Source organism: Pseudomonas putida, assembly GCF_050989985.1.
Lineage (GTDB): Bacteria > Pseudomonadota > Gammaproteobacteria > Pseudomonadales > Pseudomonadaceae > Aquipseudomonas > Aquipseudomonas putida_AI.
Genome location: NZ_CP158815.1, coordinates 5121687 through 5135403, shown reverse-complemented (window position 1 = coordinate 5135403; position 13717 = coordinate 5121687). Strand labels below are relative to the sequence as shown.

The window sequence follows — 13717 nt, the reverse complement described above, 5'->3', positions numbered from 1 at the left end:
ATCGACAGCACAATTTCTCACCCCGACCCCGTGTCGGGGTTTTGCTTTTTTATTGTCGAGTCTCTGCCATGGATAGTTCGAACGAGGTTTCCCAATGAGCGCCACCCGGCGCAGCGCCGATGGATTTGCCCTGCAGGTCATGCTGGGTTTGTGCCTGGTCTGGGGTATCCAGCAGGTGCTGATCAAGTGGGCGGCAACGGACATTGCTCCGGTCATGCAGGCCGCCGGACGGTCGGGCATATCCGCGTTGCTGGTGGGCTTGTTGATCTGCTGGAAAGGCGGTTGGGACCAGGTGGGCGGCACCTGGCGTGGTGGCCTGTTGGCCGGCGCGCTGTTTGGCCTGGAGTTCTTCTTCATTTCCGAAGGCCTGCAATTGACCACGGCCGCGCACATGTCGGTATTCCTTTACACCGCGCCGATATTCACCGCACTTGGCGTGCACTGGCTGTTGCCGAGCGAGCGCTTGCGGCCGTTGCAATGGCTGGGGATCCTTCTTGCGTTCGTCGGTATCGCCATTGCGTTTGCCGGTGGCGTGTCCTGGGACAACCTTGATCCGCGCATGTTGATGGGCGATGCGCTGGGCGTGCTCGCCGGTGCCGCCTGGGGCGCGACCACGGTGGTGGTGCGGGCTTCGCGTTTGTCCGAGGCACCGGTGACCCTGACATTGTTCTACCAACTGATCGTCGGCTTCGTCGGCCTCTTGGTGATTGCCTTGTTCAGCGGCCAGATCACCCACGTCAGCCTGACCGGCGTGACCCTGACCAGCGTGCTGTTTCAAGGGGTCGTGGTGTCGTTCTTCAGCTACCTGGTGTGGTTCTGGCTGCTGCGCCGTTACCTGGCCGCGAACCTGGCGGTGTTTTCGTTCATGACACCGCTGTTCGGCGTCACCTTTGGCGTGGTGTTGCTGGGTGAAAAACTGAGCCTGAATTTCGTCATCGGTGCGGTGCTGGTGCTGCTGGGCATCACCTTTGTCAGTGCCGAACAGTGGCTGCGCCGGCGTCTGCGCAAGGCGCTGGGGCAGTCCTGAATGGCCACTGGGCTGAACCGATTGACATTCTTTGTAAAAGAACAATAGTGGGTGACTTGTTCTTATTTGGAGAATGGCGTGGAGTTCAGCCAATTGCGCATCTTCCAGGCCGTGGCGCAGGAAGAATCCATTACCCGTGCTGCCGAGCGCCTGCATCGGGTGCCGTCGAACCTGTCGACCCGACTCAAACAGCTGGAAGAGCAGCTCGGTGTCGAACTGTTCGTCCGTGAGCGTCAGCGTTTGCAGCTTTCGCCTGCGGGAAAAGTCCTGCTGGACTACACCGCGAAACTGTTCGCCCTGCACGATGAAGCCCACGCCGCAGTGCAGGGCGGCCAACCCGCCGGCGACTTCGTGCTCGGCACCATGTACAGCACCGCTGCCATTCATCTGCCCGCGCTGTTGGCGCGTTATCACCGACGCTATCCGGCGGTGAATCTGCAGGTGCAGTCCGGCCCCAGCGGCGAGTTGTTCGAAGGACTGCTCACCGGCCGGCTCGACGCGGCACTGGTGGACGGCCCGCCGGGGCTGGCGGTGCTCGATGGCGTGCTGTTGTGCGAGGAGCGCATGGTGCTGATCAGCGAGGCCGATCATCCACCGGTACAGAGTGCACGGGACGTGGAGGGTCGTTCGGTGTTCACCTTCCGCCAGGGCTGTTCCTATCGGATGCGCCTGGAGTCCTGGTTTTCCCACGACCAGGCGGCCATGGGCCGGGCGATCGAGATCGAGTCCTATCCGGGGATGCTGGCCTGCGTGATCGCCGGGTCGGGCGTGGCGCTGATGTCGGAGTCGATGCTGGCCAGTCTGCCGGGCCGGGAAAGCGTGGCGGTCCATCCGCTGCCTGAAGCCTTTGCCAGCGCCACGACCTGGCTGATGTGGCGCAAGGGCATGGTCGGGGCCAACCTGAATGCATGGATCGAGGAGCAGCAGGCGCTCTATCCGTCGGCACAGCACCAGGCCCGGGCGATTGCGTGATTTAATGCGCTCGATTGTGATCGATTTAGTAACAGATCATTGCCACTTTCGGCGAGCATTGCGCTGCACTTCGGACTATTATCAGTTCGAAGCGGCTACAGAATTCCGGTCGCTCGGCACTACCCTGAAGGGGGCATCATGAAAGAGAAAATCCAAAACTGGCTGCATGACCTGGGTGTCGCGCTCGGTTTGATCGAACCGCCTCTGCAACCTGTGCCTATTCGCACCGACGACGAACAACGCCGACGCCAGCAGCGCCGCCGGTAAGCACGAAGAGCCAGGCGTTGGGTTGTTGTGGCAAGGGGATCGATCCCCTCGCCACAGACAGCGTGTACATCACAACATCCTGTTTGCGAATCAGGGCGCAGTTGAAATCAAGTTTCAGTGCCGCCCAATCTCCATCAAGAACCGACTCAAGTCATTCGCCGTCCTGGCTGACTTGAGCATCCGGTCTTCCTCGGCAGTAAACGCCGTCAAACCGAACTCGTCCTCCAGGTGGAAGATCAGTTCTTCGATGTCCGTTTTATCCAATCCCAACTGCATCAGGCTGGCGTTGTCGTCGAAGTCTTCCTGCCCCTCCAGGAGACGGCTGATGAAGCGATGCACGGCGGCGCGAACGGCGGCTCTTTTCATGATGGGCCTTCGGGGGCGTTAGGGTTTTGTCGTCCCTGCGAGGGTTCCTGAAATGGCTCCTGGAGATGAGTACAGCAGGCTTCAGCTGTGTGAGCGCTGCCACTCGTCAATCATGTTGCGCAGATGCTCCCCGGAAAAGCTGCCGAAATGCCCGCCATGCACCGTGCGGATCGGCAACGCGCGCAAGCGTTGCAGGCTGCGGGCGTAGTCGTCGAGGTTGGAGTGGTAGGCATCTTCGATCAGCGGGCCGTCGTAGATGATGTCACCGCTGAACAGCGTTTCGGTCGCCGCTTCATACAGACTGATGCCGCCCGGCGAATGCCCAGGCGTGTGCAGCACTTGCAGCACGCGGTCGCCAAGATCCAGCACATCGCCTTCTTCGATCATGCCGGTGGCCGGTGCGGCCTTGACCCGATATTCCGCATAGCACAACGGGCAATCGGGGTGTGCTTCGAACATGTCGTCACCGACGAAGGCCCGACTCAAATCGTTTTCACCGTCCGGTGCGGCAAGGATCTGCGCTTCGGCCGGGTGCACCAGGCGTTCGGCGAACTCGTGATGGCCGGCGATGTGGTCGAAGTGGCAATGGCTGGCCACCGCCACCAGAGGCCGCTCGGTGATCCACGGCAATTGCTCGCGCAGGCTGACCAGCCCGGAGCCGCTGTCCAGCAGCAGATCCTTGTCACGCCCCTGTACGTGCCAGAGATTGCAGCGGTAAAAGGGGCGGATGTACGGCTCGTGGATCAGGCGGATGCCGTCGCTCAGTTGCTTGACCTCGAACCACTGATCGCGAGAAACAATCTTCATCAAGGGTTTTCTCCAGACGAAAAAAAACGGGTGTGGCAACCGACGCCACACCCGTCGAAGAAAGCATCAAGTCGTTATATTCAGCTTAGATGGCGCTTGCCACCGCAACCGGGCGGCGAGACATCAGGCTCACCACAATGAAGCTCACCAGACCGGCTACCAGGCTGTAGTAGATCGGGGTGTTGGCGTCCAGACCGTCCTTGACCATGAACAGCAGGGCAGTGGCGAAGCCCAGGCCCATGCTGGCGATGGCGCCGGCGGTAGTTGCGCGTTTCCAGAAAATCGCACCGATCAGTGGAACCAGCATGCCGCCGACCAACAGGTTGTAGGCCAGGGTCAGGGCGCTGATCACGTCGTTCACGACCAGGGCGATACCCAGTACGACAAGACCGGTCAGCAGGGTCACCAGGCGATTCAGACCCAGGCTCGACTGCTTGCCGCCACGCAGCTTGGGCAGCAGGTCTTCGCTCAGGGTGGTAGCAGCGGCCAACAGGCCGGCGCTGGCGGTGGACATCATGGCAGCCAGGGCTGCGGCGATTACCAGGCCACGGATACCGTCCGGCAGGGACAGCTTCACGATAGCGGCGAAAGCGTTGTTGACGTTGTCCAGATCCGGGATCAGTACGTGAGCCGCCATGCCGATCAGGGCGCAGGCCAGACCGTAGATGATGCAGTAGATACCGGCAGCGGTACCGGCGTATTGAGCGACTTTTGCGGTCTTGACGGTGAACACCCGTTGCCAGATGTCCTGACCGATCAGGATGCCGAAGAAGTAGATCACGAAGTAGGTGATGATGGTGTCCCAGCCGATGGTGGTGAAGCTGAAGCTCGCCGCCGGCAGTTTGGCCACCAGCTCATCCCAGCCGCCGACGCGGTACAGGCAGATTGGCAACAGGATGAACATCAGGCCCACAGTCTTGATGACGAACTGGACGATGTCGGTCAGGGTCAGGGACCACATGCCACCGATCGCCGAGTAGATCACTACCACGCCACCGCCGAGCAGTACCGAAATCCAGAATGGCAGGCCGAACAGCACTTGCAGGACGGTGCCGATCGCCAGGATCGAAACCACGCCGATCATCAGGGCATAAGCCAGCATGATGACTGCGCTCGCGGAGCGGGCCATCGGGTTGTAGCGCTTTTCCAGCACTTGGGTAACGGTGTAGATCTTGAGCTTGAGCAGCGGTTTGGCGAGGAACAGGTTCAGCGCCACGATCCCGCAACCCAGCGCGGCACAGAGCCAGAAACCGGAGATGCCATGCACGTAGCCCAGACGTACGGTGCCCACGGTGGACGCACCGCCCAGGACGGTGGCTGCCATGGTACCCATGTAGAGCGTCGGGCCCAGGTTACGACCAGCGACCAGAAACTCTTCGTTGGTCTTGGCCTTGCGCATGCCGTAGTAGCCGAGTATCAGCATCGCGGCTGCGTAGATGAGTACGACGAATAAATCCAAAGCCATTATGGCGTGTCTCCGATTGTCTTTTTTATGTGGAACTAAAAAGCAATGTGGCTGGGGGATTACATCTGTGGCGAGGGAGCTTGCTCCCGCTGGGCTGCAAAGCGGCCCCAATACCTGCTGTCGGGTTTCTTCAGGAGAAACTCATCAGATTTTTTTGCGACTGCTGCGCAGCCGAGCGGGAGCGAGCTCCCTCGCCACAGTGGTACCACTCACCACCTTGTGCGTTTATCAGGCGACTTGTCGCATCGCCGGTTTAGTGAGCGAATCCTTGCTCGTGTTGCGTGAATCTTTAGGACCAAACACCGCGGCCGGTTCCGGGAACAGGCTCAGCAATACCAGGTACACGACCGAGGCCAGGCCCAGGGTGACGGGCAGGCTGATGTCGATACCGCCGGCCATTTCGCCCAACGGACCGACAAACTGCCCCGGCAGGTTCACGAAGCACAGGCCGACGGCCGCGCTCGGGATCCAGGCACCCAGGCCACGCCAGTTCCAGCCGTGGTTGAACCAGTAGCGGCCACCTTTCTCGCCGCGGGTGAACACTTGCAGGTCATCCGGGCAGTAGAAGCCACGGCGCACCAGCAGGCCGATGATCATGATCACCATCCACGGAGTGGTGCAGGTGATGATCAGTACGGCGAAGGTCGACACGCTCTGCACCAGGTTCGCCGCGAAGCGACCGATGAAGATGAAGGCAATCGACATCACACCGATCAGCAACGTGGCCTTTACACGCGACAGCACACGCGGGAACACGCTGGACATGTCCAGCCCGGTGCCATACAGCGAAGTGGTACCGGTGGACATGCCACCGATCACTGCAATCAGGCACACCGGCAGGAAGAACCAGCTTGGCGATACCGCCAGCAGGCCGCCGACATAGTTGTTGGCCGCGATGTAGTCCGGTGCCTTGACCGCTACGATGGTGGCGGTGACCAGGCCGAACAGGAACGGGATGAAGGTTGCGATCTGCGAAATCACCACCGCCGCCATGATCCGGCGCTTGGAGGTGTCACGAGGAATGTAGCGCGACCAGTCACCCAGGAACGCCCCGAAGGAAATCGGGTTGCTCATGGCCACCAGCGCAGCGCCGATAAACGCAGCCCAGAAACCCGGCTGGCCCATGTTCACGGTGCCGGCGTAGTTCACATCGAAGGGACCTGCGAAAGCGAAAGCCCCCAGCAGGAACAACAGGCTGGCGCTCCATACGGCGATCTTGTTCACCCACAGCAAGAAACGGAAGCCATAGATGCATACAGTAAGCACCAGAATCGCGAACAGGCCGTAGGCCAGGCCCAGGGTCAGGTCGGTTTCCGGCAGGCCGATCAGGCGTTTCGCACCACCGATCAACGCATCACCCGAACTCCACACCGAGAGCGAGAAGAAGGCGATGGCGGTCAACAGCGACAGGAACGAGCCGACGATCCGCCCGTGCACGCCGAAGTGTGCACCGGAAGACACGGCATTGTTGGTGCCGTTGATCGGGCCGAACAGGCCCATCGGCGCCAGGATCAGCGAACCGAGCAACACGCCCAGCACAATCGCCCAGGCCCCGGCCTGGAATGACAGGCCGAACAGCACCGGGAAACTGCCGAGAACGGCGGTGGCAAAGGTGTTCGAACCGCCGAAGATCATCCGGAACAAGTCCGTCGGGCCTGCGGTGCGTTCGTTGTCCGGGATTTGCTCTACCCCGTGGGTTTCAATTTGCGTAAGGCTTTGGTCGTTGTTTTTGTTATTCATGATCTGCTCCGATCATAAAGGCGCGCCCATCGTGCGTGGGCGTCACCTGTGTTGGCTAAGGGGTTGGCAGCCCTTCCGGCATTGCGGATAAATGTTCATGACAGGCCAGCCATAGGCCTTGTTGTTCTTGGCCAGACGCTTGTTTCTTGAAAACAATCGTCTCGCGCTCCTGGCTGAAGTGTTGCTCCCCTTGCATGCGCAGCTCGGTGGCCACGTCATGGATGAAAATCGCCACGTCACCCTGCAGGCTGACAAAAGCGTTGCTCGACGTGCATGACAGCACTTCGAAGCCATCCTGCGAACGCCAGCTGTCCCACAACGCCTGATAGGAATCGCGAGACAGGAGGGGTTGTTCGAGGGTGTAGAACACGAAGCTCGCATCGGCGCTGAACGCGCCGAAGTAGGCTTCGCGATCATTACGGGCGAAGGCGGACACCAGGTCGGCGGCCGCTTTCAGAACCTGATCGCGTTCGGTCATGAGCAATCCTCAGCGGTGGACTACGCCAGGCAGTACGCAGAGCATTTCGTACAGCAGGTTGGCGGCCAGCAGCGAGGTGTTACCCGTGGTGTCGTAAGCGGGCGAGACTTCTACCAGATCGCAACCGATCAGGTCGAGGCCTTGGCAGCCGCGAACGATCTCGATTGCCTGGATGGTGGTCAGGCCGCCGATTTCCGGGGTGCCGGTACCAGGAGCCCATGCCGGGTCGATGCCGTCGATGTCGAAGCTCAGGTAAACCGGACCGCCGCCGACTTTCTCGCGAACCTCGGCCATCAGCGGCTCCAGGGATTTGTGCCAGCACTCTTCGGCCTGCACAACGCGGAAGCCCTGGTTGCGGCTCCAGTTGAAGTCGTCAGCGGTGTAGCCCTGGGCACGCAGACCGATTTGCACAACGCGGTCCGGATCGATCAGGCCTTCTTCGACAGCGCGACGGAAGGTGGTGCCGTGGGCGATTTTCTCGCCGAACATGTGATCGTTCACATCAGCGTGGGCATCGATGTGCACCAGGCCGACCTTGCCGTGCTTCTTGTGGATGGCACGCAGGATCGGCAGGGTGATGGTGTGATCGCCGCCCAGGGTCAGGGGAATCACATCGTGTTCGAGGATGTTGTCGTAGGACTCTTCGATGATCCGTACGGCATCCAGCAGGTTGAAGGTGTTGATCGCCACGTCGCCGATGTCGGCAACCGACAGCGAGTCGAACGGAGCAGCACCGGTGGCCATGTTGTATGGGCGAATCATCACCGATTCGGCGCGGATATCACGCGGCCCGAAACGGGTGCCAGGGCGCAGGGAAGTACCGATGTCCAGGGGCACGCCTACGAAGGCAGCGTCCAGGCCGGCAGCGGTAGGAACATGGGGGAGTCGCAGCATGGTGGCGATGCCGCCGAAACGCGGCATTTCGTTGCCGCCCAGTGGTTGGTGAAGAATCTTTTCCACGGGTAAGGCCTCATCGTCGTTGTTTTATTTATGCAGGCACGCCGTTCACGGAAGGTACGGGCACCGCTTTGAGCCGATTCTGCGAAATGTAGTGGCCGGGAAGAATCGCTACGGGCAAATACTTAGTTCAGATTTTTCTAAACTAATGGCCGGCTTGGAGATAGACTTGCGGCCATGTGCCGCACTCTGTGGCGAGGGAGCTTGCTCCCGCTGGGCTGCGAAGCAGCCCCGAAACCATTCACCCAGTTGTGTCAGACAGACCGCATCGCCAGGTTTTCGACTGCTGCGCAGCCGAGCGGGAGCAAGCTCCCTCGCCACAAAAGCAAGATGCCTGACTGTGTAATCGGAGCTCCCCATGGCCAACGCTTTACCCGACCTGAAACTATTGCGCATCTTCGTCAGCGTGGTGCGGCACCAGGGATTCGCCAACGCCCAGCAAGAGCTCAACCTCTCTACGTCGGCCATCAGCACCTACATGAGTCAGCTCGAGTCGGCATTGGGTCTGGTGCTGTGCCATCGCGGCCGGGGGGGGTTCAGCCTGACCAGCAAGGGCGAGTTGTTCCATCAGGAAACCCTGCGTCTATTAGGCGAGCTGGAGGGGTTCGAACAGTACGCCGCCGCGCTCAAGGGCGAATTGCGCGGCACGCTGAACCTGGGGGTGATCGACTCCACCGTCAGCGACAAGGCTTTGCCCTTCGCCGAAGCCATCGGTGCCTACAGCCAGGAACACCCGGCGGTGCATTTGCATTTGTCGGTGATGAGCCCCTATGAGCTGCAACTGGGTGTGCAGGACAACCGTCTTGACCTGGCCATCGGCGCGTTTTCCACGCGCATGAGCGGCCTGGTGTACATGCCGCTGTACCGCGAACAGCACTGGCTGTATTGCAGCACTCGGCACCCGCTGTTCAACGAGCGGCGCATTCCCGAGCAGGTCATCACCCAGCAGCGCATGGTCGGTCGCGGTTACTGGAGCCAGGCCGAGCTCGCGCGCCACGGCTTCAAGCACAGCGCGGCAACGGTGGAGAGTATGGAGGCGCAGCTGATCCTGGTGCTGTCCGGCGCCTACATCGGTTACTTGCCCGAGCACTACGCCCAGGCTTGGGCCGACAAGGGCGACCTGCGCGTGCTGTTGCCGGCGACCTTCGGTTATCAGGCGCCGTTCTCGATGATCGTGCGCCGGGGCCGCAGCCGCGAGCCGTTGATCCAGACCTTCCGCGATCTGCTCAAAGCACAACTCAATCAGGCCTGAGCTTGAAGGAAAAGCAACATGTCCAGACCCCAGTGTCCCCGCTGCCTGCGCCCGCAAAGCCATTGCCTGTGCCCACTGATCCCCAGCCTCGACAGCCGTACCCGGGTGTTGCTGTTGCAGCATCCGAGCGAAGTGAATCATGCGTTGAATACGGCGCGGCTAGCGGCGCTGGGTTTGAACAATGCCGAGTTGATCGTCGGCGAAGTGTTCGAGGATTTGCCGCAGTTGTTGAACCGGCCGGAGTATCAGGCGCGGTTGCTGTTTCCCGGCGACGATGCGCAGCCGATGCAGGCCTACACCGCATCCGATGAGCCAATGCTGCTGGTGGTTCCGGACGGCACCTGGCGCAAGGCGCGCAAGATGCTGCACCTCAATCCGCTGCTGGCCGCGTTGCCCAGGGTGACCCTGGCCGAGGGCGGGGTGTCCCGTTATCGGTTGCGCAAGGCGCCGGGGCCGGGGGCGTTGTCGACGGTGGAGGCGATTGTCCAGGCGTTGCAGGTACTGGAAGCGCCGGCTTCATTCGAACCGTTGTTGAAGCCGTTCGAAGCGTTGATCGAGGGGCAGATTGCGGCGATGGGGGAGGAGACCTTCCAGCGTAATCATGGGTCGAAATAGGAGTTGTCTGTGCTGGCCTCATCGCGAGCAGGCTCGCTCCCACAGTTGACTGAGTTCCTCCCGAAGAAATGCAATCCCCTGTGGGAGCGAGCCTGCTCGCGAAAGCGATAGAGCAGGCAACCAAAAAATCTGATCGAGACTACCTTTCGCGCATCGCCTCAGTCCGCGCCTTCAGCACCGGCTTGAGCAGATAATCCAGCACCGTCTTCTCCCCGGTAATTATGTCCACCGTCGCCACCATCCCCGGAATGATCAGCAGCGGTTTCACATCCCCGCCCAAATGGTTCCTATCGGTGCGCACCTGAATCAGGTAGAAACTGTTGCCCTTGTCATCGGTGATAGTGTCAGCCCCGATCAACTCCAGCTTGGCGCTAAGGCCACCATAGATCGTGTAGTCGTAGGCACTGAACTTGACCATGGCTTTCTGCCCCGGATGCAGGAACGCGACGTCCTGTGGCCGCACTTTTGCCTCGATCAGCAAGTTGTCTTCGAACGGCACGATTTCCACCATGTCGCTGCCCGGCTGAACCACGCCGCCGATGGTGTTGACCTTGAGCACCTTGATGATGCCCTTGACCGGCGAGGTCACCGTGGTGCGGGTCACGCGGTCGTCGATGGCAATGCTCGACGCGGTGATTTTCGACAGGTCGGTGCGTTTCTCATTCAGTTCCTTGGCCGCTTCCGAACGGAAGGTTTGTTCCGATTCGTCGATCTTGCTCCTGATCTCGGCAATCGCCGATTCCGCCCGGGGAATCGCCAGGTTGGTGGCGTTGAGCGAACCGCGGATTTCCACGGCGCTGCGTTTGAGCCGCAGGATCTCCACCGGCGATACGGCGCCGGTCTTGACCAGCGGTTCGGACATGCCCATTTCCTGATTGACCAGCGCCAGGCTCGAACTGTATTGCCCGGCTTTGGAGCGAAACTCCGCCAGTTCCTGGGTTTTCTGCCGAAGCTGTTCACTCAGGGTCCGTTGTTCGCTGGCCAGGCGACGTTGCCGCTGCTCGTACAGCGCGCGCTCGTCTTCAGCCACTTGCGGCGCCTTGGCGATCACTTCATCCGAGAGTTTCAGGGGGCGTCCCTCGGCCTCCGCCGATAACCGTTCGACCTGCGCGGTCAGGGCATAGCGATCGGCCTCGCTTTCGCCCTTGTTCGACAGGTAGCGCGTGTCATCCAGGCGCAACAAGGTGTCGCCCTTGTTCACCATTTGCCCTTCGCGCACGAAGATCTCGGTGACGATGCCGCCTTCAAGGTTCTGGATCACTTGCACCTTGCTCGACGGAATCGCCTTGCCTTCGCCCATGGTGACTTCCTGCAGCACGGCGAACTTGGCCCAGACCAGCGCGCTGATGAGCAGCGCCGCCGCCAGCCACACCGTGATCCGCGACCAGCGCGGCGAATCCTGCAGCGAGGCGCCAGCGGTTTCCGGCATGAATTCGGCTTCGGCGCTTTTGCCGAAACTGTCGAAGTAGCCACGTCCCTTGGGGGTAGCCGGTTGCGATGCAGACATGGGCGACTCCTAGACTGCCGCAGAGCCGACACGGCCCTTGCGCAGTGCATCAATAACCGCTTCTTTCGGCCCGTCGGCGACGATCCGCCCGTTGTCCAGCACGATCAGCCGATCCACCAAACTGAGCATCGAGGTGCGATGGGTGACCAGCAATACGGTTTTGCCCTGGACCAGGCCGTGGAGTTTTTGCCGCAGGACGTCTTCGCTGCTGTTGTCCATGGCGCTGGTGGGTTCGTCGAGCAACATGATCGGCGGGTCCAGCAGCATCGCCCGGGCCAGCAGCACGGCCTGGCGCTGGCCGCCGGAGAGCAATTGCCCGCGCTCGCCCACGGGCCGGTCGAAGCCTTGCGGGTGTTGCCGGGCCAGTTCGGTGACGCCGGTCAGTTCCGCCACTTCAAGCATGCGCGAATCACTGATGTAGCGTGCGCCGAGGGTCAGGTTGTCGCGCAGGCTGCCGGCCAGCAGCGGCAGGTCGTGGGCAACGTAACCGATCTGATGGCGCAGGTCGGCGACGTCCAATTGCCGCAGGTCCAGGCCATCGAGCAGCAATTGGCCTTCCTCGGGTTCGAGGAAGCCCATGACCAGGCGCGCCAGGGTGCTTTTGCCCGAGCCGCTGCGACCGATGATGCCGATCCGCTCGCCGGGTTTGACGCTGAAACTGATGTTGGCCAGCGCCGCCGAGCTCTGGCCGCTGTAGTGGAAGGTCACGCCGGTCACGTCCAGCGCGCCTTGCAGGTGTGTGCGTTCCAGTGGCCGCTGCCGGGCGTCACGCTCCTGGGGCAGCGCCATCAGGGCATCGGTGCTTTTCATGGTCAACTGCGCTTGCTGGTAACGGGTAATCAGCCCGGCGATTTGCCCCAGTGGCGCCAGAACCCGGCTGCCGAGCATGTAGGTCGCCACCAGCGCACCGACGCTGAGGTTGCCGGCGATGATGCTGTAGACCCCGGCGACGATGGTTGCCATGCCGGAAAGCTGCTGGATGAACAGGGTGCCGTTGGTGGCCAGCGCCGCCAGATTGCGCGCGTGGCTGTCGAGGCGGGTGAGGGCGCCGTGGGTGCTTTCCCATTTGTGCTGGCGCTCGCTTTCGGCGCTGCAGGCCTTGAGGGTCTCCAGGCCACCGAGGGTTTCGATCAGCAGGGCCTGGCGTTCGGCTCCCAGAGTCAGGCTTTTTTGCACGGTGTCGCGCAGGCGCGCCTGAATCACCATGGCGAAAATGATCGTGATCGGAAAGGCCAGGACCGGAATCACCACCAGCCAGCCGCCCAGCAGGCCGATCACCAGCAGCATCAGCAGGGCGAAGGGCATGTCGATCAGGCTGGTGAGTGTCACCGCCGTGAGAAATTCCCGCAGCCCCTGGAAGTCATGGATGCTTTGGGCAAAGCCGCCAATGGTCGCCGGCCGGGCTTTCATCGCCATGCCGGTGATGCGCTCGAACAGAGTCGCGGAAAGGATCACGTCGGTTTTCTTGCCGGCGGTGTCCAGCAAGTGTGCGCGCACCACCCGCAACACCAGTTCGAAACCGGTCCCGATCAACAGGCCGATGGACAGCACCCACAGGGTCGAAGTGGCCTGGTTCGGCACTACCCGGTCGTAGGTCTGCATCACGAACAGCGGCACCATCAGCCCCAGCAGGTTGATCAGGAAGCTCGCCAGGATCGCATCGCTGTATAGCCATTTCGACAGTTTCAGGGTGTCGCGAAACCAGGCTTGCACCCGTGGTACCAACGGCGAGCGCAGGTCTTCGAGTTCATGTCGCGGGCGGGCGAACAGGGCCTGGCCGCTGTAGTGTTCGGCGAGTTCTTCGGGGCTGATCCATTGTTCACCGCCGTCGGCTTCGCTGGGCAGGATCAGCACCCGGCCGTCTTCGCCGATACGCCGCAGCACCGCGGTGCGGTCATTGTTGAGCAGCAGCAACACCGGCAGGTTGAGCGGGGAAATGTCCTTGAGGTCGCGGCGCAGCAGGCGCGCCTGCAAGCCGGCCCGGGCCGCGGCACGGGGCAGCAGGTCCAGGCTCATGCGCTGCTTGGCCATGGGCAGGCCGGCACTGAGGCTGGCGCGACTGACCGTCGCGCCGTGGAGTTTGCAGAGGATCAACAGACCGTCCAGAAGCGGGTCATCGAAGCTCAGGCGCGGATCGACACCGGTGTTGCCGGGTTCCATGCTGGTCACATTGATCGCTCCCGTATTTGCACGACTACTGTAGGAGCGAGCTTGCTCGCGATGAACGTTAACGATGACGAGGGAAGCCTGACACCCCACTGCGC

Annotated in this window: 13 protein-coding genes; 5 read left to right on the top strand and 8 right to left on the bottom strand. The window is 61.5% G+C overall.

What is annotated here, in order from left to right:
* Positions 1-94 precede the first annotated feature (94 nt).
* The 3 genes from ABTV29_RS23460 to ABTV29_RS23450 all read left to right on the top strand — a co-directional run bounded on the left by ABTV29_RS23460 (position 95) and on the right by ABTV29_RS23450 (position 2266).
* Positions 95-1027 (top strand): DMT family transporter, encoded by a 933-nt coding sequence (locus ABTV29_RS23460; protein WP_433767020.1) that lies wholly within the window; start codon positions 95-97, stop codon positions 1025-1027.
* A gap of 78 nt (positions 1028-1105) precedes the next feature.
* A complete protein-coding gene (gene ptrR, locus ABTV29_RS23455) occupies positions 1106-1999 on the top strand; it encodes a putrescine utilization regulator PtrR (protein WP_433767019.1) in 894 nt (297 codons plus the stop codon).
* Positions 2000-2137: 138 nt separating this feature from the next.
* Complete coding sequence (locus ABTV29_RS23450; RefSeq protein WP_007914492.1) at positions 2138-2266, top strand: PA1414 family protein; 129 nt, start codon at positions 2138-2140, stop codon at positions 2264-2266.
* Between the two features lie 114 nt (positions 2267-2380).
* On the opposite strand, the gene ABTV29_RS23445 is transcribed toward ABTV29_RS23450, so the two are convergent.
* The 6 genes from ABTV29_RS23445 to speB form a co-directional block, all read right to left on the bottom strand.
* Complete coding sequence (locus tag ABTV29_RS23445; protein WP_433767018.1) at positions 2381-2632, bottom strand: acyl carrier protein; 252 nt, start codon at positions 2630-2632, stop codon at positions 2381-2383.
* Between the two features lie 81 nt (positions 2633-2713).
* Positions 2714-3439: an MBL fold metallo-hydrolase gene (locus ABTV29_RS23440; protein ID WP_433767017.1), complete on the bottom strand. Its 726-nt coding sequence runs from the start codon at positions 3437-3439 to the stop codon at positions 2714-2716.
* Positions 3440-3524: 85 nt separating this feature from the next.
* Positions 3525-4904: a sodium:solute symporter gene (locus ABTV29_RS23435; protein ID WP_433767016.1), complete on the bottom strand. Its 1380-nt coding sequence runs from the start codon at positions 4902-4904 to the stop codon at positions 3525-3527.
* 228 nt (positions 4905-5132) lie between these two features.
* Positions 5133-6644: a purine-cytosine permease family protein gene (locus ABTV29_RS23430; protein WP_433767015.1), complete on the bottom strand. Its 1512-nt coding sequence runs from the start codon at positions 6642-6644 to the stop codon at positions 5133-5135.
* 55 nt (positions 6645-6699) lie between these two features.
* Positions 6700-7122 (bottom strand): YybH family protein, encoded by a 423-nt coding sequence (locus tag ABTV29_RS23425; RefSeq protein WP_433767014.1) that lies wholly within the window; start codon positions 7120-7122, stop codon positions 6700-6702.
* A gap of 9 nt (positions 7123-7131) precedes the next feature.
* Positions 7132-8082 carry an agmatinase gene (speB, locus tag ABTV29_RS23420; RefSeq protein ID WP_096512883.1) on the bottom strand — a complete coding sequence of 317 codons (951 nt, stop codon included), beginning with the start codon at positions 8080-8082 and terminating at the stop codon, positions 7132-7134.
* Positions 8083-8437: 355 nt separating this feature from the next.
* Between speB and ABTV29_RS23415 the strand changes: the two genes are divergently transcribed.
* Both ABTV29_RS23415 and ABTV29_RS23410 read left to right on the top strand, forming a co-directional pair.
* On the top strand, positions 8438-9331 hold the full coding sequence (locus tag ABTV29_RS23415) for a LysR family transcriptional regulator (RefSeq protein ID WP_007984914.1): 894 nt from the start codon (positions 8438-8440) through the stop codon (positions 9329-9331).
* Positions 9332-9349: 18 nt separating this feature from the next.
* Complete coding sequence (locus ABTV29_RS23410; protein ID WP_433767013.1) at positions 9350-9946, top strand: tRNA-uridine aminocarboxypropyltransferase; 597 nt, start codon at positions 9350-9352, stop codon at positions 9944-9946.
* Between the two features lie 139 nt (positions 9947-10085).
* On the opposite strand, the gene ABTV29_RS23405 is transcribed toward ABTV29_RS23410, so the two are convergent.
* Positions 10086-11453 (bottom strand): HlyD family type I secretion periplasmic adaptor subunit, encoded by a 1368-nt coding sequence (locus ABTV29_RS23405; RefSeq protein WP_433767012.1) that lies wholly within the window; start codon positions 11451-11453, stop codon positions 10086-10088.
* Between the two features lie 9 nt (positions 11454-11462).
* Positions 11463-13622: a type I secretion system permease/ATPase gene (locus ABTV29_RS23400; RefSeq protein ID WP_433767011.1), complete on the bottom strand. Its 2160-nt coding sequence runs from the start codon at positions 13620-13622 to the stop codon at positions 11463-11465.
* Positions 13623-13717 lie beyond the last annotated feature (95 nt).

What these genes read in the sequence shown, in the direction of transcription:
- ABTV29_RS23460 (WP_433767020.1), top strand. Translation starts at nt 95, where the DNA reads ATGAGCGCCACCCGGCGCAGCGCCGATGGATTTGCCCTGCAGGTCATG.
- ABTV29_RS23450 (WP_007914492.1), top strand. Translation starts at nt 2,138, where the DNA reads ATGAAAGAGAAAATCCAAAACTGGCTGCATGACCTGGGTGTCGCGCTC.
- ABTV29_RS23445 (WP_433767018.1), bottom strand. Translation starts at nt 2,632, where the DNA reads ATGAAAAGAGCCGCCGTTCGCGCCGCCGTGCATCGCTTCATCAGCCGT.
- ABTV29_RS23440 (WP_433767017.1), bottom strand. Translation starts at nt 3,439, where the DNA reads ATGAAGATTGTTTCTCGCGATCAGTGGTTCGAGGTCAAGCAACTGAGC.
- ABTV29_RS23435 (WP_433767016.1), bottom strand. Translation starts at nt 4,904, where the DNA reads ATGGCTTTGGATTTATTCGTCGTACTCATCTACGCAGCCGCGATGCTG.
- ABTV29_RS23430 (WP_433767015.1), bottom strand. Translation starts at nt 6,644, where the DNA reads ATGAATAACAAAAACAACGACCAAAGCCTTACGCAAATTGAAACCCAC.
- ABTV29_RS23425 (WP_433767014.1), bottom strand. Translation starts at nt 7,122, where the DNA reads ATGACCGAACGCGATCAGGTTCTGAAAGCGGCCGCCGACCTGGTGTCC.
- ABTV29_RS23415 (WP_007984914.1), top strand. Translation starts at nt 8,438, where the DNA reads ATGGCCAACGCTTTACCCGACCTGAAACTATTGCGCATCTTCGTCAGC.
- ABTV29_RS23410 (WP_433767013.1), top strand. Translation starts at nt 9,350, where the DNA reads ATGTCCAGACCCCAGTGTCCCCGCTGCCTGCGCCCGCAAAGCCATTGC.
- ABTV29_RS23405 (WP_433767012.1), bottom strand. Translation starts at nt 11,453, where the DNA reads ATGTCTGCATCGCAACCGGCTACCCCCAAGGGACGTGGCTACTTCGAC.